General features: G+C 71.6%; 14 protein-coding genes and 1 pseudogene. 6 read left to right on the top strand and 9 right to left on the bottom strand.

The genetic code is table 11. From position 1 onward, the window contains the following. Window positions 1-123: 123 nt before the first annotated feature. Both KBB57_RS01000 and KBB57_RS00995 read right to left on the bottom strand, forming a co-directional pair. Entirely contained in the window at window positions 124-1,974 is a 1,851-nt protein-coding gene (locus KBB57_RS01000; protein WP_290745400.1) for an ABC transporter ATP-binding protein/permease, read from the bottom strand. After that, the gene (locus KBB57_RS00995) at window positions 1,971-3,254 is read right to left on the bottom strand and encodes a LysM peptidoglycan-binding domain-containing protein (protein ID WP_290745397.1); all 1,284 of its coding nucleotides are present in this window, start codon (window positions 3,252-3,254) and stop codon (window positions 1,971-1,973) included. The genes KBB57_RS01000 and KBB57_RS00995 overlap by 4 nt, the downstream gene beginning before the upstream one ends. Before the next feature lie 111 nt (window positions 3,255-3,365). On the opposite strand from KBB57_RS00995, the gene KBB57_RS00990 reads away from it, so the two are divergent. Next, window positions 3,366-3,950, top strand: a complete 585-nt coding sequence (locus tag KBB57_RS00990; protein ID WP_290745395.1) for a TIGR00730 family Rossman fold protein — start codon at window positions 3,366-3,368, stop codon at window positions 3,948-3,950. A gap of 3 nt (window positions 3,951-3,953) precedes the next feature. On the opposite strand, the gene rarD is transcribed toward KBB57_RS00990, so the two are convergent. Continuing rightward, the gene (rarD, locus tag KBB57_RS00985; RefSeq protein ID WP_290745392.1) at window positions 3,954-4,871 is read right to left on the bottom strand and encodes an EamA family transporter RarD; all 918 of its coding nucleotides are present in this window, start codon (window positions 4,869-4,871) and stop codon (window positions 3,954-3,956) included. 367 nt (window positions 4,872-5,238) lie between these two features. Continuing rightward, window positions 5,239-6,291: a putative zinc-binding metallopeptidase gene (locus tag KBB57_RS00980; protein ID WP_290745389.1), complete on the bottom strand. Its 1,053-nt coding sequence runs from the start codon at window positions 6,289-6,291 to the stop codon at window positions 5,239-5,241. A 156-nt stretch (window positions 6,292-6,447) separates the two neighbouring features. On the opposite strand from KBB57_RS00980, the gene KBB57_RS00975 reads away from it, so the two are divergent. Both KBB57_RS00975 and KBB57_RS00970 read left to right on the top strand, forming a co-directional pair. Beyond that, entirely contained in the window at window positions 6,448-6,903 is a 456-nt protein-coding gene (locus tag KBB57_RS00975; protein WP_290745386.1) for a MarR family transcriptional regulator, read from the top strand. Window positions 6,904-7,024: 121 nt separating this feature from the next. Next, a complete protein-coding gene (locus KBB57_RS00970) occupies window positions 7,025-7,621 on the top strand; it encodes a VPLPA-CTERM sorting domain-containing protein (RefSeq protein ID WP_290745383.1) in 597 nt (198 codons plus the stop codon). A gap of 757 nt (window positions 7,622-8,378) precedes the next feature. On the opposite strand, the gene gndA is transcribed toward KBB57_RS00970, so the two are convergent. From gndA to hutI, 3 genes are read right to left on the bottom strand one after another with little or no spacing between them, the layout of a single operon-like run. Beyond that, window positions 8,379-9,779 carry an NADP-dependent phosphogluconate dehydrogenase gene (gene gndA, locus KBB57_RS00965; protein ID WP_290745380.1) on the bottom strand — a complete coding sequence of 467 codons (1,401 nt, stop codon included), beginning with the start codon at window positions 9,777-9,779 and terminating at the stop codon, window positions 8,379-8,381. Between the two features lie 27 nt (window positions 9,780-9,806). Then, on the bottom strand, window positions 9,807-11,483 hold the full coding sequence (hutU, locus tag KBB57_RS00960; RefSeq protein WP_290745378.1) for a urocanate hydratase: 1,677 nt from the start codon (window positions 11,481-11,483) through the stop codon (window positions 9,807-9,809). Further along, entirely contained in the window at window positions 11,473-12,639 is a 1,167-nt protein-coding gene (gene hutI, locus KBB57_RS00955) for an imidazolonepropionase (RefSeq protein WP_290745420.1), read from the bottom strand. Before hutI ends, hutU begins: the two co-directional genes overlap by 11 nt. Window positions 12,640-12,741: 102 nt before the next feature. Between hutI and KBB57_RS00950 the strand changes: the two genes are divergently transcribed. The 3 genes from KBB57_RS00950 (at window position 12,742) to KBB57_RS00940 (ending at window position 15,444) form a co-directional block, all read left to right on the top strand. Then, entirely contained in the window at window positions 12,742-14,100 is a 1,359-nt protein-coding gene (locus KBB57_RS00950) for a formimidoylglutamate deiminase (protein ID WP_290745375.1), read from the top strand. 144 nt (window positions 14,101-14,244) lie between these two features. Further along, complete coding sequence (locus KBB57_RS00945) at window positions 14,245-14,640, top strand: VOC family protein (RefSeq protein ID WP_290745373.1); 396 nt, start codon at window positions 14,245-14,247, stop codon at window positions 14,638-14,640. A 102-nt stretch (window positions 14,641-14,742) separates the two neighbouring features. After that, window positions 14,743-15,444 carry a BglII/BstYI family type II restriction endonuclease gene (locus KBB57_RS00940; protein ID WP_290745370.1) on the top strand — a complete coding sequence of 234 codons (702 nt, stop codon included), beginning with the start codon at window positions 14,743-14,745 and terminating at the stop codon, window positions 15,442-15,444. 251 nt (window positions 15,445-15,695) lie between these two features. Here the strand turns inward: KBB57_RS00940 and KBB57_RS00935 are convergent. Beyond that, a pseudogene (locus KBB57_RS00935) lies at window positions 15,696-16,280 on the bottom strand (MT-A70 family methyltransferase); the annotation flags it as partial. A gap of 86 nt (window positions 16,281-16,366) precedes the next feature. After that, a complete protein-coding gene (rnr, locus tag KBB57_RS00930; RefSeq protein ID WP_290745367.1) occupies window positions 16,367-18,616 on the bottom strand; it encodes a ribonuclease R in 2,250 nt (749 codons plus the stop codon). Between the last annotated feature and the right edge of the window lie 63 nt (window positions 18,617-18,679).

The following is an 18,679-nucleotide window of genomic DNA, read 5'->3' as shown; positions in this document are numbered from 1 at the left end:
TCGACGCCGTCGTCGCCACCCGATGCGTCAAGCTCGCCAACGATCCAGACCTCATCCGCGGACAGACCGGCTTCCACTGGTGGCCCAAGCGCGCCATCCCGATCTGATCAGCCGGAAATGGTATCAGACCACCTCCGCCTCCGCCTCCGCCTCCGGCTCCTCGGCGGCCTCCTGCGCCAGTTGGCGCCGCCACAGCCCGGCATAGCGGCCGCCGAGCGCCAGCAGCGCGTCGTGCGTCCCCGCCTCCACGGCCCGGCCGCCTTCCAGCACCACGATCCGGTCCGCCTCGACCACCGTCGACAGCCGGTGCGCGATCACGATCACGCTGCGCCCCCGCCCCATGGCCGCGAGGCTCTCCTGGATCGCCCGCTCCGTCCCGGTGTCGAGCGCGCTCGTCGCCTCGTCGAGCAGCAGGATCGGCGGATCCTTCAACAGCGTCCGGGCGATGCCCACCCGCTGCTTCTCGCCGCCCGAGAGCTTCAGCCCGCGCTCGCCGACCACGCTGTCATATCCCTGCGGCAGCGACGCGATGAAGTCGTGGATCGCCGCCGCCCGCGCCGCCGCCTCGATCTCGTCCTGCGTCGCTCCGGGCCGGCCATAGCCGATGTTGTAGCCGATCGTGTCGTTGAAGAGCACGGTGTCCTGCGGGACCATGCCGATCGCCGCCCGCAGCGACGCCTGGGTCACCGAGCGCAAATCCTGCCCGTCGATCGTCACCGCCCCCGCGGTCGGGTCGTAGAACCGGAACAGCAGCCGCCCCACCGTCGACTTCCCCGACCCCGACGGCCCCACCAGCGCCACCGTCCGCCCTGGCTCGACCACCAGCGAGAAATCCCGCAGGATCGGCCGCTCCGCCTCGTAGGCGAAGCTCACGTCGCGGAACTCGATCCGCCCCGCGCCGACGACGAGCGGCCGCGCGTCCGGCGCGTCCACGATCTCCGCCGGCTGGTCCAGCAGGTCGAACATCGCGTCCATGTCGATCAGCGACTGCCGGATCTCGCGATAGACCGTGCCGAGGAAGCCGAGCGGCAGGGTGATCTGCAGCATGTAGGCGTTGACCATCACGAAGTCGCCGACCGTCAGCGCCCCCGCGTCCACCCCCCGCGCCGCCATCGCCATCACCGCGACGAGCCCGAGCGTGATGATCAGCGTCTGCCCGGCGTTGAGCCAGGCCAGCGACACCTGCGTCTCCGTCGCCGCCTCGGCGTAGCCCGCCATCGAGGCGTCGTAGCGCGCCGCCTCGCGCCCCTCCGCGCCGAAATACTTCACCGTCTCGAAGTTCAGCAGGCTGTCGATCGCCTTCTGGTTCGCCTCGGTGTCGCGCGCGTTCATCCGCTCGCGGATCTTCACCCGCCACTCGGTGACCACGAAGGTGAACCACACGTAGACCGCGATCGTCCCCGAGACGACCGCGAGATACCAGACGTCGAAGGCGAAGAGGAATATCACCCCGACCAGCGCCAGCTCGAGGATCAGCGGCACGATCGAGAAGAGCAGGAACCGCAGCAGGAAGTCGACGCCCTTCACCCCGCGCTCGATGATCCGGCTGAGGCCCCCGGTCTTGCGGGTGATGTGGTAGCGCAGCGACAGCGCATGGATATGCTCGAACGTCTCGAGCGCGATCGCCCGCAGCGCGTTCTGCCCCACCGGCGCGAACACCGCGTCGCGCACCTGCGCGAAAGCGACCCCGAGGAAGCGCATCAGCCCGTAGGCGAGCGTCAGCCCGATCGCCCCCAGCGCCAGCAGATAGCCGGGCGCGCCGTCCTGCGCCGCGGGCGCCAGCCCGTCCACCGCCTCCTTGAAGAAGAACGGCGTCACCACCGTCGCCCCCTTGGCGACGAGGAGCGCGAGGATGGCGAGCCCGACCCGCACCCGCGCCTCGCGGTCGCCCTCCGGCCAGAGATGCGGCCCGACCTTGCGGATGATGCGCCAGCCGGCCGACGGCGGCCCGGCGGTCGGAGGGCGCCGCGTCACCTGTCCGTCTCGCCCTCGGGCAGAACGAAGATCTGGCCGGGATAGATCAGGGCCGGGTCGCGGATCAGCTCGCGGTTGGCCGTGTAGATGCGGGTATAGAGCACGCCGGAGCCGTAATGCGTCCGCGCGATGGTCCAGAGGTTGCCGCCCGGCTGCACGGTGACCGTGCCCGGCCGTCCCGCCGGCGCCGCCGCGGGGATGTCGCGCTGGAACGGCGTCTCCAGCCGCGCCTCGACCGTGCCGTCGTCGCGCACGGCGTCGATCCGCAGCCGGTGGACGCCCGCGGCGACGTCGCCGAGCGCCAGCGTCCAGCGCCCGTCGGCCCCGACCGCGCCGTCGCGGGCGAAGCGGTCGTCGACATAGGCCCGCAGCCGCGCGCCCGCCGCGCCGAGGCCCGCCAGCGTGATCTCGTCGCCCTCGCCGGCATAGGAGACGCTGGCGAGCGTCAGCCCGCGCGGACCGGCCTCCGTCGGGCGAACCTCGACGTCGCCGCCCCGCACGACCGCCGTCGCCGCCACCCGCGGCCTCGGCCCGCCGGCCGCCGCCGCCGCGATCTCCGTCCCCGCCGGGGCGCCCGGCTCCGGCTCCCCGGCCTCCGGCGCCGACACGCCCGCCTCCACGGCGCCCGGCGCTTCCGCTTCCGGGGCGCCCGGCGCCGACGCTCCCGCCTCGGGAGCGCCCGCCGCCGCGACCTCGGTCCCCTCCGGCGCCGCCGCCGCGCCGTCCGTCGCCGCCTCGGGCGCGGTTCCCGCCGCCGGAACGAACCCCTGCGGGTCCTCCAGCGACAGCGGCGGCGGCTCGGGCAACAGCACCACCACGTCGGACGAGGCGACCCGCACGCCCTCCGGCGTCTCGCTCTCCACGGTCAGGGTGCGCGGCTCGGTCGAGGGGGTGGTCTCGAAGACCGCGACGAACTCGCCCGCCGCGTCCGCCTCGGTCTCGGCCACCGTGCCGTCCTCGGTCCGGAGCGTCACCGTCGCCCCCGGCTCGGCCCGCCCGGCCACCACCGCCGAGCCCTCCGGCGTCACCCGCACGACGTCGAGGCTCGGCGCCGCCGGCGCATCCGCGACCGCCGCAGGCTCCGGCGCGGCGGGCGCGGCGCCGACAGGCGCGGCCGGCTCCGGCGGGACGGCGGCAGGGGCAGGGGCGGCGGCGACGACAGGCGCCGACGCGGCCGGCGGCGCGGTCTCCGCCGCGCGCCGCGAGACCAGCACCACGGCGCCGGTCGCCGCGGCGGCAAGGGCGACGGAAATCGCGATGGCGGCGACCGGCAGCGCCATGACCCGGCTTGCTCCTCGCGCGCGGGCCGCGAGCCGCAGGGCTCGCCGAACACCCGGACGCCTGCTAACACGTCAACGTCCTGACGCTACTGAGAAACGGCGCCCCTGTCCATGAGCCTCGCCGCCCCTGCTTCCGCCCCCGCCTCCGCCCGCGCCTCGGTCTGCGTCTTCTGCGGCTCGCGCCACGGCGCCGACCCCGCCTACGCCGAGGCGGCGCGCGCCCTCGGGGCCGGCCTCGCCGAGGCGGGCTTCCGCCTCGTCTACGGCGCCGGCGACGTCGGCCTGATGGGCGAGACCGCCCGCGCCGCCCAGGCCGCCGGCGGCCCCACCTTCGGCGTCATCCCGAAGCACCTCGCCGACCGCGAGGTCGGCCGGCGCGACCTGTCGCTCCTCGTGATCACCGAGACCATGCACGAGCGCAAGAAGGTGATGTTCATGAACGCCGACGCCGTGGTGGCGCTCCCCGGCGGGCCCGGCACCCTCGACGAGCTCTTCGAGGTGCTGACCTGGCGCCAGCTCGGCCTCCACGCCAAGCCCGCCTTCCTGCTCGACGTCGGCGGCTACTGGGGCCCGCTCCGCACGCTCCTCGGCCACCTCGTCGCCGAGGGCTTCGCCGAGCCGGAGTTCCTCACCTACCTCGAGGTCGTCCCCACGGTCCCCGACCTCCTCGCCCGCCTGCGCCAGCGCCTGGGCTAGGCCCTATCCCGCCGCCCCGGGCGCGGCCCGCGACCGCCGCCAGGCCTCGAAGGAATAGAGCGCCAGCGCCGCCCAGATCATCGGGAAGGCGATGGCGTCCCAGCGGGTGAAGGCCTCGCCGAAGACCAGCGTGGCGACGAGGAACTGCAAGGTCGGGTTGAGATACTGCGTCAGCCCCAGCGTCGCCAGCCGCAGCCGCCGCGCCGCATAGGAGAACAGGATCAGCGGCGCCCCGGTCATCAGCGGCCCCGACAGCGCCAGCAGCGCCGTCACCCGCCAGCCCGAGCCGAAGAACCCGCCCGGCCGGCCGCCCGGGTCCGCGACCACCCCGGCCTGCAACCCGACCAGCCAGAGGAGCGCCGGCCCGGCGAGGAGCCCGGTCTCGATCAGCACGCTGATCACCGGCCCGACCCCGAGCCGGCTCTTGACGAGGCCATAGAGCGCGAAGGTCGTCCCCAGCATCAGCGCGATCCACGGCGGCGCGCCGAAGCCCCAGGTCAGCACCGCCACCGCCAGCGCCGCCAGCGCGATCGCCGCGCCCTGCAAGGCGCTGAACCGCTCGCCGAGCGCCACGAAGCCGAGCGCCACCGCGATCAGCGGGAACACGTAGTAGCCGAGGCTCGCCTCCAGCGCCCGCCCCGCCTGCACCGCCGAGATGAAGCCGAACCAGTTCGCCGCAACGAGGATGCCGGTGCAGGCCAGCGCCGCCACCAGCCGCGGCCGCCGCGCCGCCGCCGCCACCTCGCCGAGCCGCCCCTGCGCGGCGATCGCCAGCCCGACGAAGATGACCGTCCACACCACCCGGTGCGACAGCACCTCGAGCGGCGGCACCTCGGCCAGCGCCTTGAAGAAGATGCCCGACAGCCCCCAGATCACGCAGGCGACGACGATGGCCGTGAGGCCGCGCGCGCTCTCGGACATCGCCGCGTGGCCTAGCCGTGGCCGCAGGGAAGGCTCGCCGGATCGCTCTTCCGCATCGCCGCCTCTCCCCGCGCCTTCGCCCGCCCCCTTTAGGGCGGCCCCGCCGGCAAGGCAACGCGCCGCCCGCGGCCGGCCCTCTTCCGGGCCGGCCGGCTGCGGACGCTCGCGACCCGAACGGGCCGGATCACAAAGACATGGCCCTTCGCGCGCGAGCGAAGCCGGCCGTGGCGGCGCGGCATGACGCCGGCGGCGACGGCCCCGCGCCCCTTCGCGCGCGCGAAGCCGGCGCCGCGCGGATCGAAGCCACGAAGTGCCTAAGGGCCCGGCCGCGCCCCTTCGCGCGCGCGAAGGGGCCCCCGCCCCGGCCTCAGCCCGCGCGGGCGCCGTTGATCAGGTCCTGCACGAAGCCGAGCTTGGCGATCGCCGACGGCGACAGCACGAAGGGATAGAGGTCCGGCTGCCCGAGGCTGCGGTTGAGGTTGTTGACCGCATAGGCGAGCGGCAGCCAGTCCTCGACCAGCCCCTCGATCCGCCCCGCCCGGTAGTAATCCCCGCCGATGTCGGCGTTGAGCCCGGTCTCGTGCGCCGCCGCGGGATCGACCTTCATCCCGAACGCCGCCGCCGTGTCGAGCGCGTCCACGACGTGGAGGTAATGCGCCCAGGTCTCGGCGAAATCCTCCCAGGGATGCATGGTGGCGTAACGCGAGACATAGGCCCCCTGCCAGTCCGGCGGCGCCCCGTTCGCGTAGTAGCTCTGCAGCGCCGTGTCGTAGTCGGCGCTCTCGTCCCCGAAGACCGCCCGGCACTCCTCGACCTTGCCGCCGTCCCGAACCAGCGCGTCCCAGTAGAAATGCCCTACCTCGTGGCGGAAATGCCCGAGCAGCGTCCGGTAGGCCTCGCCGAGATCCGCCCGCCGCCGCTCCCGCTCCGCCGGATCGGCCTCGGCGAGGTTGATGGTGATGAGCCCGTCGGAATGCCCGGTCAGCACCGGCTCGGTCTCGCCCGCGTCCGACAGGATGTCGAAGACCAGCGGCGCGCCCGTCGGCATGGCGAGCGGCAGCCGGAGCCGCAGCAGCGCATAGACCAGCCGCCGCTTCGCCGCCTCGGCCTCGCGCCAGAACGTCACGTTCTCCGGCGCCCCGAGGTCGGGGATCCGCCGCCCGAGCGCGCAGGAGACGCAGAGCGTCGACGGCCCGACCGGCGTCAGCCAGTTGCAGCCCGCGCTCTCGAAATTGGCGCAGCGCTGCGCCGCCGCCGGGTTCGGCCCGACGGTCTCCAGACCCCCGCCGTCCGCCGCCGGGACGAGCGTCTCCAGCCGCAGCGTCTCCGGCAGGAAGCCGAGCTCCGAGCCGCAGCGCTCGCAGCGGCCGTTCTCGAAATAGACGAGCTGTCCGCAGGTGCGGCAGGTGAAAACGCGCATGTCCCTCATCCTCGCTGGCGGGCGGTAACGCAGCGCCGGCGCGCCGGTTCCGCATCGGCGAAGCTTTACGCATCCGCGGCGCGCCCGCGGCGCCCGCACTTGCCGAAGGCCGGCGCCGGCCGTAACCATCGGCCCGTCGGCATCGAAGGATGGACGATGGACGCCGCTTTCGACCTCGAGGGTTTCCTGCCCTATCGCCTCAACCGGGCGGCGGACGCGGCCAGCGCCGGCTTCGCGGTGCGCTATCGGGCCCGCCACCACATGACCCGCCCCGAATGGCGCGTCCTCGCGCTGCTCGGGCGCGCCGACGAGCTCACCGCCGCGCAGATCGTCCGCCGCTCGGGGATGCACAAGACCAAGGTCAGCCGCGCCGTCGCCGGGCTGGAGCGCCGCGGCTGGCTCCGCCGCGCGACCGACGCCGGCGACCGCCGCATCGAGCGCCTCGACCTGACCGCGGACGGCCGGCAGGCGCTGGCCGAGCTCGCCGAGCTCGCCCGCGAGCACCAGGCCGCGCTCCTCGCCCGCCTCGGCGCCGACCGCCTCGCAGCCCTCGAATCCGCCCTCGCCGTCCTGATGGAGGACTTCGCCGGCCCCTCGTCCGACGACGGCTGAGGCGGCGACGCCCGCGCGACCGCAGGGCGATCGCGGATTAACCAGAATGTCGCGTCGCGATTGAAAAGAATTCGAGGAAAACCGATGGTGCTCCCGGGGTGTGTTCCAGGGAGTAACGATCATGAAATTCCTCGCCATCGCCGCCGTCGCGGCCTTCGGTTTCACCGCTGCCGCCGAGGCGGCGACCTTCTCCGTCGGCGGCGGCGATGCGTTCTGGCTGCCGACCAACTTCGGCACCAATGTCCCGCAAGGCGATCTCGCTCCGGGCGTCCAGGTGCAGCGCAACGCGACGCTCGCGCTCGACAAGGCGGGCAAGGTCACCTTCACCTATTTCGGCACGGAGGCCGACTACCACAACACGTTCAAGGTCGACGGCGTCGACGGCTTCGACAACAAGAGCGGGAGCAACGACAGCTTCTCGCTGAAGCTCGGCGCCGGCGACGTGCCGTTCTCGTTCAGCACCGCCTCGCCGGCCGGCACGGTGGCGAACGGCGCCTCCTCGGGCTTCTACAAGAGCATCGCGCTCTTCCAGAAGTCGCCGTCTACCGTCTACGCGCTCTTCAACGACAGCGCGACCTCCGACACCGACTATGACGACCTCGTCGTTCGGATGGACGTCGCCCCCGTGCCGCTGCCTGCGGCCGCCTGGCTCCTCCTCGGCGGTCTCGGCGGCCTCGGCGCCGTCGCCCGCCGCAAGACGGCCGCCAAGGCGGCCTGACCCCCCAGCGCATCGAGCGACGACCTGCCGGCCCCGGGAAGGCTCCGCGCCTCCCCGGGGCCGCGCCGTTCTGGGGGGCGGTCGGCCTTGGCGCAAGCTTCAAGTGAATCGAGCGGCGCCGCGAAATGCGGTGCTGATGAATGTGCAATAATTTTTGCCATTATATTCAAAATATCTGCAAATATATTTCGAATTATATTTGCGCGCAAATAAACATGGTCAAGATGTCGCCCGTTCGCATTTGCTCGGGCCCGTCCGGCGCGCATCGCGGGCGATGGGCCATGAGGGGCACGCGGGGCAAGGCAAGAGTCGCGAAGCGCGGTCGGGCCTCGCACACTACACGACAGGAGCCGGTCGCCGCCCGAGGCTGCGGCGCTCGCCCCGACCGAAGCGGGCTCTGCCCGCGAGGCTGCGGCGCGACAAGCGAAAGCCCGGCTTTCGCCGCGCCGACGGCCGGAGCGCATTGGCGCGGAGGCCGTGGGGGGTCCAGATTTCCACGCACCGCGCAATCCGGCCGTGATCGCCCCGGCGAGCGCGGAATCGCGCTCGCCCCCCGCAGGGGCGATCGCAGACGGATTCGCCACGGGTCAAATCCGTCTGGCTTCACCGTCCCGCACCCTCCCGACCGATATTTCTCTCCACTGTCGTGTAGTGTGCGGGCCTCGCTGTTCACAAAACCAGACCAAATAAAATCAATGGCTTGCCGAATATTCACGCGTGAACAGCGTCGGGCCGCCGGATGGACAGCGCCCCGGCCTCACCTCGCCCACGGCCCGTGCTGGCCCTTCCGCCCGTCGTCGAGCCGCTCGAATCCGTGCAGGCCGAAGAAGTCGCGCTGGCCCTGGATCATGTTGGCGGTCCCCCGCGCCGTGCGCAGCGCGTCGAAATAGGCGACGCCCGAGGCGAGCGCCGGCGTGGCGATCCCGTGGAGCGCCGCCGCCGCCACCACCTCGCGCAGCGCCCCGTGGGTCTCCCTCACCAGCTCCGCGAAGAACGGCGCGAAGATCAGGTTGCGGTCCGGGGCCTCCGCCAGCGCCGAGGCCATGTCGTCGAGCATCGCCGAGCGGATGATGCAGCCCGCCCGCCAGATCCGCGCGATCAGCGGCAGCGGCAGCGTCCAGCCGAACTCGCGCGAGGCGGCGGCGATCATCTCGAAGCCCTGCGCGTAGCAGAGCGCCTTGCCGCAGACGAGCGCCCGCTCCAGCGTCGCCTCGTCGAGCGCGCCCGCGGGCAGGGGCCGCGGCCCGGCGCCGAAGATCGCCTCCGCCTCCCGCCGCGCCGCCCGCGCCGCGGACAGGTTCCGCGCCGCCACCGCCGCCTCGATCGCCGGCACCGGCACCGCGAGATGCTGCGCCTCGATCGCCGTCCAGCGCCCCGTGCCCTTCTGCCCCGCCGCGTCGACGATGACGTCGAGGATCGGCAGGCCGCTCTGCGGGTCGAGCGTCCCCGCCACCTTGCCGGTGATCTCGACGAGATAGGATTGCAGCCGCCCGCGGTTCCAGCCGTCGAAGGTCGCCCCGATCTCCGCCGCGCTCCGCCCCAGCCCGTCGCGCAGCACGCCGTAGATCTCGGCGATCATCTGCATGTCGGCGTATTCGATGCCGTTGTGGACGGTCTTGACGAAGTGCCCGGCGCCCTCCTCGCCGAGCCACGCCGCGCAGGGCTCGCCCTTGTGCTTCGCGGCGATCGCCTCGAGGACCGGCGCCACCCGGTCCCAGTCGGCGCGCCGGCCGCCGCCCATGATCGACGGCCCGTGCCGCGCCCCCTCCTCGCCGCCCGAGACGCCCATGCCGAGGAAGGCCCCGCCGCCCGCCCGCGACCGCCGGTTGGTGTCGTGGAAATTGGCGTTGCCGGCGTCGATGATGAGGTCCTCGGGCTCCAGCAACGGCCGCAGCGCCGCGATCTGCTCGTCCACCGCCTTGCCGGCCGGCACCATCAGGATGATCGCCCGCGGCCGCGCGAGCGCCGCCACCAGCGCCTCCAGCGTCTCGGTGGGGGTGATCCGGGCCGCGAGATCGCCCGCCTCGGCGTGGAAGCGCCGGGCGACCTCGGTCGTCCGGTTCCAGACCGCGATGTCGAAGCCCTTCTCGGCGATGTTGAGCGCCAGCGCCCCGCCCATCGTGCCCAGTCCGACCAGTCCGATCCGGCTCTCGCTCATCGTCTCTCCCCCTTCGGCCCCGTGCCCTCAGTTTCCGAGGATGCCGGGCAGCCGCAACCCCTTCTCGCGCGCGCAGTCGAGCGCGATCTCGTAGCCGGCGTCGGCATGGCGCATCACCCCGGTCGCCGGGTCGTTCCACAGCACCCGCTCCAGCCGCCGCGCCGCCTCCGGCGTGCCGTCGGCGACGATCACCATGCCGGCGTGCTGGCTGAACCCCATGCCCACGCCGCCGCCGTGATGGAGCGACACCCAGGTCGCGCCGGACGCGCAGTTGAGCAGCGCGTTCAGGAGCGGCCAGTCGCTGACCGCGTCCGAGCCGTCGCGCATCGCCTCGGTCTCGCGGTTCGGGCTCGCCACCGAGCCGCTGTCGAGGTGGTCCCGCCCGATGACGATCGGCGCCTTCAGCTCGCCCGACGCCACCATCTCGTTGAACGCGAGCCCCAGCCGGTGGCGGTCGCCGAGCCCGACCCAGCAGATCCGCGCCGGCAGCCCCTGGAAGGCGATCCGCTCCGCCGCCATGTCGAGCCAGCGGTGCAGGTGGGCGTCGTCCGGCATCAGCTCCTTCACCCGCGCGTCGGTGCGGCGGATGTCCTCGGGGTCGCCGGAGAGGGCGCACCAGCGGAACGGCCCGATCCCCCGGCAGAACAGCGGCCGGATGTAGGCCGGCACGAAGCCCGGGAAGGCGAAGGCGTCGGCCAGCCCCTCCTCCAGCGCCATCTGGCGGATGTTGTTGCCGTAGTCGAGCACCGGCAGCCCGGCGTTCCACCACGCCACCATCGCCTCGACCTGCGTCCGCATCGAGGCCCGCGCCGCCCGCTCGACGCCCTTCGGGTCGCTCTCCCGCCGCGCCCGCCACTCCCCCACCGTCCAGCCTGCCGGCAGGTAGCCGTTCACCGGGTCGTGGGCGCTGGTCTGGTCGGTGACGATGTCCGGCCGCACCCCGCGGCGGACCAGCTCCGGGAACACCTCGGCCGCATTGCCGAGGAGCCCGACCGACCTCGCCTCGCCCGCCGCGGTCCAGCGATCGATCATGGCCAGCGCCTCGTCGATCGAGGTCGCCTTCTCGTCGAGGTAGCGGGTGCGCAGGCGGAAATCGATGCGGGTCTCGTCGCATTCCACCGCGAGACAGCTGGCCCCGGCGAACACCGCGGCCAGCGGCTGCGCGCCCCCCATGCCGCCGAGCCCGCCCGTCAGGATCCAGCGCCCCGTCAGGTCGCCGCCGTAATGCCGCCGCCCGGCCTCGGCGAAGGTCTCGAAGGTCCCCTGCACGATGCCCTGCGTGCCGATGTAGATCCACGACCCCGCGGTCATCTGGCCGTACATCATCAGCCCGGCGCGATCGAGCTCGTGGAACTTGTCCCAGGTCGCCCAGCGGGGCACGAGGTTCGAGTTGGCGATCAGCACCCGCGGCGCGTCCGTCTGGGTGCGGAACACCCCGACCGGCTTGCCCGACTGCACGAGCAGCGTCTCCTCCGGCCCGAGGTCGCGCAACGTCGCGACGATGCGGTCGAAGTCCGCCCAGGTGCGCGCCGCCCGGCCGATCCCGCCATAGACGACGAGCTCGTGCGGGTTCTCTGCCACATCCGGGTGCAGGTTGTTCATCAGCATCCGGAGCGGCGCCTCGGTCAGCCAGGACCGCGCGCTGATCTCCGGCCCGGTCGGCGGGAAGACGTCGCGCCGGTTCACCCTCGGGTCAGCCTCCATCGTCCACCCCCTCGAAGATCCGCCACGCCAGCGGGTTCCAGCCGATGCGGTAGGCGAGCTCGGCCGGGTGGCCCGCATCCCAGACCGCCAGATCCGCCCGCATGCCCGGCGCGATCACCCCGCAATCGTCGTAGCCGAGCGCCCGCGCCGCGGCCCGCGTCGCGCCAGCCAGCGCCTCCTCCGGGGTGAGCCGGAAGAGCGTGCAGGCCATGTTCATCGCGAGGAGGAGCGAGGCCATCGGCGACGATCCCGGGTTGCAGTCCGTGGCGACCGCCATCTCGACCCCCGCGGCCCGCAGCGCCTCGACCGGCGGGACCCGCGTCTCGCGCAGCGTGTAGAACGCGCCGGGCAGCAGCACCGCGACCGTCCCGGCCGCCGCCATCGCCGCCACGCCTACCGCGTCGAGCCATTCGAGGTGGTCCGCCGACAGCGCCCCGTAGCCCGCCGCCAGCGCCGCGCCGCCGAGGTTCGAGAGCTGCTCCGCGTGCAGCTTCACCGGCAGGCCGAGCGCCCGCGCCCGGTCGAAGACCCGCGCGATCTGCGCCGGCGAGAAGGCGATCCCCTCGCAGAACCCGTCCACCGCATCGACCAGCCCCGCCGCCGCCGCCTGCCCCAGCGCCGGCAGGCAGGCGGCCTCCAGGTAGCCGTCCGGATCGCCCGCGAACTCCGGCGGCACGGCATGGGCCCCGAGGAAGGTCGCCCGCACGCGCAGCCGCCGCGTCTGCCCGACCTCGCGCGCGACCCGCAGCAGGCGCAGCTCGGTCGCGACGTCGAGCCCGTAGCCCGACTTGATCTCGATCGCCGTCACCCCCTCGGCGACCAGCGCGTCCGCCCGCGCCAGCGCGCCGGCGAGGAGCGCCGCCTCCGGCGCCGCCCGCGTCGCCCGCACCGTCGAGACGATGCCGCCGCCGGCGCGCGCCACCTCCTCGTAGCTCGCGCCCTGCAGCCGCATCTCGAACTCGCGCGCCCGGTCGCCGCCGAAGACGAGATGCGTGTGGCAGTCGATCAGTCCCGGGGTGACCAGCCGCCCGCCGAGGTCCTCCGCCGTCACGCCGCCCGGCGCCTCCGCCGCCGGGCCGACCCAGGCGACGCGGCCGTCGCGGAGCGCCACGGCGCCGCGCTCGATCAGCTCGTAGGGCGCGCCGCCGCGCGCCATCGTCGCCACCGTCGCGTTGGTCAGCAGCCGGTCCACGGGTTCCCTCTGGCGTTCTCCCCATCCTATGCGAGAGGATGGCCGTCCCGCCAGCGCGGAGGCCCGATGCCGACCATCTTCGCCCGCCACGCCCTCCTGCCCGAAGGCTGGACCGCCGACGTCGCCGTGGAGATCGGCGCCGACGGCCGCATCGCCGCGGTCACGCCCGGCGCCCGCGACCCGGGCGGACCGCCGCGGGCGCTGCTGCCGGCGCCGTCCAACCTGCACTCGCACACCTTCCAGCGCGCCATGGCCGGCCGGACCGAGCGGCGGGGGCCGGAGGCGGACAGCTTCTGGACCTGGCGGGCGCTGATGTACCGCTTCCTTGAGGCGCTCGACCCCGACGACGTCGAGGCGATCGCGGCGCTCGCCTTCGTCGAGATGCAGGAGGCGGGGTTCGCCGCGGCGGCGGAGTTCCACTACCTCCACCACGGCCCGGGGGGCGTGCCCTACGCCGATCCGGCGGAGCTCTCCGCCCGCATCTGCGCGGCGGCGGCGGAGACCGGGATCGGGCTGACGCTGCTGCCGGTCCTCTACGCCTTCGGCGGCGCGGACGGCAGGCCGCTCGCCGGGGGGCAGCTCAGGTTCGGCTGCGATCTCAACGGGTTCGAGCGCCTGCATGAGGGCGCCGCGCGGCATCTCGCCGGGCTGCCGGGGGATGCGCGGATGGGCGTGGCGCCGCATTCGTTGCGGGCGGTGGGGCCGGAGATGCTCGCCGGGGTGGCGGCGGCGCACCCCGTGGGTCCGGTGCATATCCATGCGGCGGAGCAGCCGGCGGAGGTGCGGGAGGTCGTGGCGCGCTTAGGGGCGCGGCCGGTGGAATGGCTGCTGGATCAAGGGGTTGACGCGCGTTGGTGCCTGATCCACGCCACGCACATGACGCCGGAGGAGACGGCGGGGCTGGCGAGGTCCGGGGCGGTGGCGGGGCTTTGTCCGGTTACGGAGGGGAATCTGGGGGACGGGGTGTTTGACGGGGCGCGGTTTCTCGCCGCGGGAGGAGTGTTCGGGATCGGGACGGATTCCAATGTTCGCATAGACTTGCGGGAGGAGCTTCGCCTGCTGGAATACGGGCAGCGGCTGCGGGACGGGGCGCGGAACGCGCTGCTGGCGGCGCCGGGGTCGAGCGGAGCGCTCTTGTGGGCGGGGGCGCTCGAGGGAGGCTGCCGGGCGCTCGGGCGGGAGGCGGGGGCGATCCGGGTAGGGGCGCTGGCCGACCTCGTGGGGCTGGATGCGGAGCACCTCGCCCTCGCCGGGATCGGGCCGGATATGTGGCTGGATTCGCTGGTCTTTGGCCCCTCGGACGGGGCGATCCGCGATGTGTGGTCGGCCGGGCGGCACAGCGTGTGCGACGGGCGGCACGTGGCGCGGGAGCGGGTCGAGGCGCGGTATCGGACTCGGATGGGGCGGCTGGCGGCGCTGTTGTGACGGCCCCGGGACGGAGCGGCGGCGGGGCAATGGTTTACGGCGATCTGTTGAGGCTGGAATCGGGCTGGAATGCGGCTGGAATCCGGCTTGCCACTTTTTTACCGGGCGTTAGGTGTTAACGCCGGCGAGCACGGGAGGCGAGCGATGGGCGATGCGAAGAGCGGCGTGACGGCGAGCCTGTTCCCGGCGCTGCGCTACCGCGACGCGCCCGGCGCGGCCGACTGGCTGGAGCGCGCCTTCGGCTTCGCCCGGCACGCGGTCCACGAGGGGCCGGACGGTAGCGTCGCCCATGCCGAGCTGCGCTACGGCAACGGCATGGTGATGTTCGGCTCCGCCCGCCTCACTGAGCCGGCCAACCCCTGGACCGAGGGGGAGGGCGTCTACGTCGCGGTGGACGACATCGACGCCCACTACGCCCGCGCCGTCGCCGCCGGCGCGGAGATCCTGCGGCCGCTGGCGGACACGGACTACGGGGCGCGGGAGTACACGGCCCGCGACCCGGAGGGGCATTTGTGGAGTTTTGGGACGTATCGGCCTTAGGTCTGGCAAGCGAGGCTTAAGAACAAGCAACGTTGGTGCTTGACCCGGAAGGCAGTGCTTCCGCAAAGTGCGGTTGACACTGAATTTTTCCGGAATGTTCGAGTGTTTGAGACGAGAACTTACGATGACCCCAACGTCCTTCCAAGGACGGCCAGAGACCATTGGTCGTACATGGAATCAAATTCCGCCTCCGCGATAATGAAGGCCGTTTGTCCAAACGAATGGGAAGATATTGTGGAAGTATTATCAAGATATCGACTTGATCCCAAATCGTGGCTGAAGGCTGGCGGCAATAGAGGCGACATTGCTTCACAGATAGATAGCGAATTTCACGCCAGAGGGTGGCGAGAGGCTAGATTGGACCTGTCCACGAAGGGGATACTGTTCTCCGCGGACAACAAGAAAGTTGGTGAGTTGCCCGAAGTGTATCAGGAGGGGTATCTCGTAGATAATCTTAAGAATCGCATAGTGCTTGACGTAGAATGGAATGCGAAGGACGGTAATTTAGATAGAGATTTGGCCTCCTACCGCTCATGGTACGAAGCTGGCGTTATCTCGGCTGGAGTGATTATAACCAAAGATCGGCTATCTCTTCTTTCTCTAGCTCGCAAGCTATGGAAGGAATATCAGAATAACCTGCCGGAGGCGGCAAGAAACTTTAAATTGCCTATCGATCTTGTAACATCTACGGTAACCTCATTTGATAAGGCCCAGATGCGGTTAAGAAGGGGTGTTATGGGATCGTGCCCAGTCCTGATTGTTGCCGCCACCGAACAAACTTGGAATGGAAATCCCTATGTCTAGCTGGCTCGCCGACCTCTCGGACGCATCATGGTGTCGGCGAGACTTAACAGCGACCGAACTCTCTGTATCGAGTAGCCTGAACTCTCCGATATTTCTCGGACGCTTGCGCCATCCTCGTATCGCTTACGCAACTCCTGGCTCAAGGTCGCGGCGAGGCGCTCCGGCACGCGAACGTTAGATTGCAGCGCGGGTAGAGCGTGTGCGCCTCCATAGCCCTTGTGGATACGTCCTCGCGGAATAATTTCGTCCGACGCCTCATCTCCCCAAGACACCCAGCCATCGTGAGGATGGCGAGCAAAGAGCTCAAGGTATGGGCCGGGCGAGCATGATCTAATAAAGGCATACTGCTCATCGGGCTTTCTCGAGTGCTCACGCTTACGTGTCTCGATCATATTCACCTGAGATCGCGCGTGCGAAAGAGTTCTCATAGAGCCTCTAACACCAAACAGAAGTATTTCTGTAACATTTCTAAAGTAAAATCCAACACCCCTTCCATCTGGGCCTCCGTCTTTTCTGCGTTTTGCCCAAATTATATTTGAAACATAGCGAAAACCCCAAGCGTTCATCACCTCGATCCCCTCGGGAAGAAGCGCGTTCGGCACCCAGAGATAGAGATGCGAGTTCAAAGCCGCCGCGCGGCTCACAGGGATCCTCTTGATCACATCCAGCGGCATCGTCGAGTATCGATCGAGTCTGCGATGCTCTGGCGCAACCTTTCCTGTCCGATTTGAGAAGCGCCACGGAGGGTCGGCCAGAACGGTGGAGAACCCGCCCACCACGCTCGGCAGCGGAGACAATTCGGTGTCGGGGCGCAGCGGCAGGACTGATTCGCTCATGCAAACAGTCTGCGTCAAATTCAGATCTTTTGAAAGATCTTTCTTGCGCGCATTAATGCATATTTTCAGACATATATCAAGATATGCTATCGATTCCGATTCGTCTCTCGCGACTTCCCCCTCGCCCGCGACAGCTTCCGCCTCCCCCCGCCCTTCGCCGCCCCCCGCCGCGGCGTCGGCAGGGTCCGCCCCTCCACAGCCAGCAGCTCGAACAGCAGCCCCCCGGTGATCGGCGCCGCCTCGGCCAGACGCACCGTGGCGCGCTGGCCGAGGCCTATCACGCGGCGGGAGACGTCGCCGGTCAGGGTCGCCGTGTCGGGGTCGTAGGCGAAGTACTCGCGGCCCAACGTCGAGATCGGGACGAGGCCGTCGGCGCCCGTCTCGTCGAGCTTCACGAAGAGGCCGAAGCGGGCGACGCCGGAGATCACCCCCTCGAACTCGGAGCCGACGCGTTCGGAGAGCCAGGCGGCGAGGTAGCGGTCCGTCGTGTCGCGCTCGGCCATCATCGAGCGGCGCTCGGTCATCGAGACGTGCTCGCCGGTCTCGGGGAGGCGGTCCTCGTCGGCCGGGGTCAGGCCCTCGGCGGCCCAGTCGCCCCAGCGGTGGGCGCGGATCAGCGCGCGGTGGACGATCAGGTCGGCGTAGCGGCGGATCGGCGAGGTGAAGTGGCCGTAGCGGCGCAGGTTGAGGCCGAAATGGCCGAGGTTCTCCGGCGCGTAGTAGGCCTGGGTCATGGTGCGGAGGACGCTGATGTTGACCATCTCGGCGTGCTCGGTCCCGGCGACGCCGTCGAGGAGGCGGTTGAGCTGGGAGGTCTTCAGGACCTGGCCCTTGGCCAGCGTGAGGCCGACGGAGGCGACCACCTCGCGGAGGGCCTCGAGCTTCTCGGGGCTCGGCTCCTCGTGGACGCGGTAGAGGAGGCGGAGCTTCTTCTCCTCCAGCGTCTCGGCGGCGGCGACGTTGGCGAGGATCATGAAGTCCTCGATCAGGCGGTGGGCGGCGAGGCGCTCGCGGAAGGCGACGGAGAGGACGCGGCCCTCGTCGGAGAGCAGGATGCGGCGCTCGGGGAGGTCGAGGTTCAGCGGCGCGCGGTCGTCGCGGGCGCGGGCGGCGGCTTCGTGGGCGGCCCAGAGCGGGCGGATGACCGCGTCGAGGAGGGGGAGGGTGGTCGCGTCGGGGGCGCCGTCGGCGGCGGTCTGGGCCTGCTGGTAGGTCAGCGAGGCGCGCGAGCGCATCAGGCCGCGGTGGAAGCTGTGGCCGCGCTTGACCCCGTCGGCGCCGAGGGTGAGGCGGACGGCGATCACCGGGCGGTCCTCGCCCTCGTGGAGGGAGGCGAGGCCGCCGGAGAGCGCCTCGGGCAGCATCGGGACGACGCGGTCGGGGAAGTAGGTGGAGTTGCCGCGGCGGAGCGCCTCGCGGTCGAGGGCGGAGCCGGGGCGGACGTAATGGGCGACGTCGGCGATGGCGACCCAGACGACGTGGCCGCCGGGGTTCGCCGGGTCGTCGTCGGGGTGGGCGGCGACGGCGTCGTCGTGGTCGCGGGCGTCGGCGGGGTCGATGGTGACGAGGGGGAGGGCGCGCAGGTCCTCGCGGCCGGCGAGGGTCGCGGGCGCGGCGGCGGCGGCCTCGGCGAGGGCCTGGGGCGGGAACTCGTCGGGGATGCCATGCTCGTGGATGGCGATGAGCGAGACGGATCTCGGGGCGTGCGGGTCGCCGAGGCGCTCGATGATGCGGGCGCGGGGCAGGCCGTGGGCGCGGGCGGGGCCGGTCTGCTCGGCCTCGACCAGCTCGCCCTCGCGGGCGCCGGCGCGGTCGGACTCCGTGACGATCCAGTCGCGGTCGGCGCGCTTGTCGATCGAGGCGATGCGGCCGCCGGTCTCGCCGTGGTGGTAGATGCCGATCACCCGGCGCGGGCCCATGCCGATGCGGCGGATGACGCGGGCGGCGAGGGGCGCGTCGGGGGCGTCGGACGGGACGAGGCGGCCGAGCAGGCGGTCGCCGGCGCCGAGGGCGGGGTCGTCGCGGCGGGAGAGGACGAGGATCCGCGGCGCGGGGGCGTCGGCCTCCCATTCGACGGGCTCGGCCCAGAGGTCGCCCATCGTGTCGGGGCCGGTGACGCGCAGGACGAGGACGGGGGGGAACTCGCCCGCGGGGCGGGCGCGCTTGCGGGCGCCCTCGATCAGGCCGTCGCGCTTCATCTCGGCGAGGAGGGCCTTGAGCTCGACCTTGGCGGGGCCGCGGAGGCCGAAGGCGCGGGCGATCTCGCGCTTGCCGGCGGCGCCGGGGTTGTCGCGGAGAAAGGCGATGATCGCCTCGCGGGAGGGGAGGTCCTTCATGGGCCGGGGCTTAGCATGCGGCGGCGGCGGGGCAAACGGCGCATCCACCAAACGGTGGAGGCG

It is taken from the genome of Amaricoccus sp., from assembly GCF_017993425.1.
GTDB lineage: Bacteria > Pseudomonadota > Alphaproteobacteria > Rhodobacterales > Rhodobacteraceae > Amaricoccus.
Note: the sequence above shows the minus strand (reverse complement) of the source record. Positions and strands in the feature narration are given on the sequence as shown.

Excerpts from the sequence above, each read along its gene's own strand:
- KBB57_RS00995 (WP_290745397.1), bottom strand. The coding sequence starts at position 3,254 with ATGGCGCTGCCGGTCGCCGCCATCGCGATTTCCGTCGCCCTTGCCGCC.
- KBB57_RS00990 (WP_290745395.1), top strand. The coding sequence starts at position 3,366 with ATGAGCCTCGCCGCCCCTGCTTCCGCCCCCGCCTCCGCCCGCGCCTCG.
- rarD (WP_290745392.1), bottom strand. The coding sequence starts at position 4,871 with ATGTCCGAGAGCGCGCGCGGCCTCACGGCCATCGTCGTCGCCTGCGTG.
- KBB57_RS00980 (WP_290745389.1), bottom strand. The coding sequence starts at position 6,291 with ATGCGCGTTTTCACCTGCCGCACCTGCGGACAGCTCGTCTATTTCGAG.
- KBB57_RS00975 (WP_290745386.1), top strand. The coding sequence starts at position 6,448 with ATGGACGCCGCTTTCGACCTCGAGGGTTTCCTGCCCTATCGCCTCAAC.
- KBB57_RS00970 (WP_290745383.1), top strand. The coding sequence starts at position 7,025 with ATGAAATTCCTCGCCATCGCCGCCGTCGCGGCCTTCGGTTTCACCGCT.
- gndA (WP_290745380.1), bottom strand. The coding sequence starts at position 9,779 with ATGAGCGAGAGCCGGATCGGACTGGTCGGACTGGGCACGATGGGCGGG.
- hutU (WP_290745378.1), bottom strand. The coding sequence starts at position 11,483 with ATGGAGGCTGACCCGAGGGTGAACCGGCGCGACGTCTTCCCGCCGACC.
- hutI (WP_290745420.1), bottom strand. The coding sequence starts at position 12,639 with ATGGCGCGCGGCGGCGCGCCCTACGAGCTGATCGAGCGCGGCGCCGTG.
- KBB57_RS00950 (WP_290745375.1), top strand. The coding sequence starts at position 12,742 with ATGCCGACCATCTTCGCCCGCCACGCCCTCCTGCCCGAAGGCTGGACC.
- KBB57_RS00945 (WP_290745373.1), top strand. The coding sequence starts at position 14,245 with ATGGGCGATGCGAAGAGCGGCGTGACGGCGAGCCTGTTCCCGGCGCTG.
- rnr (WP_290745367.1), bottom strand. The coding sequence starts at position 18,616 with ATGAAGGACCTCCCCTCCCGCGAGGCGATCATCGCCTTTCTCCGCGAC.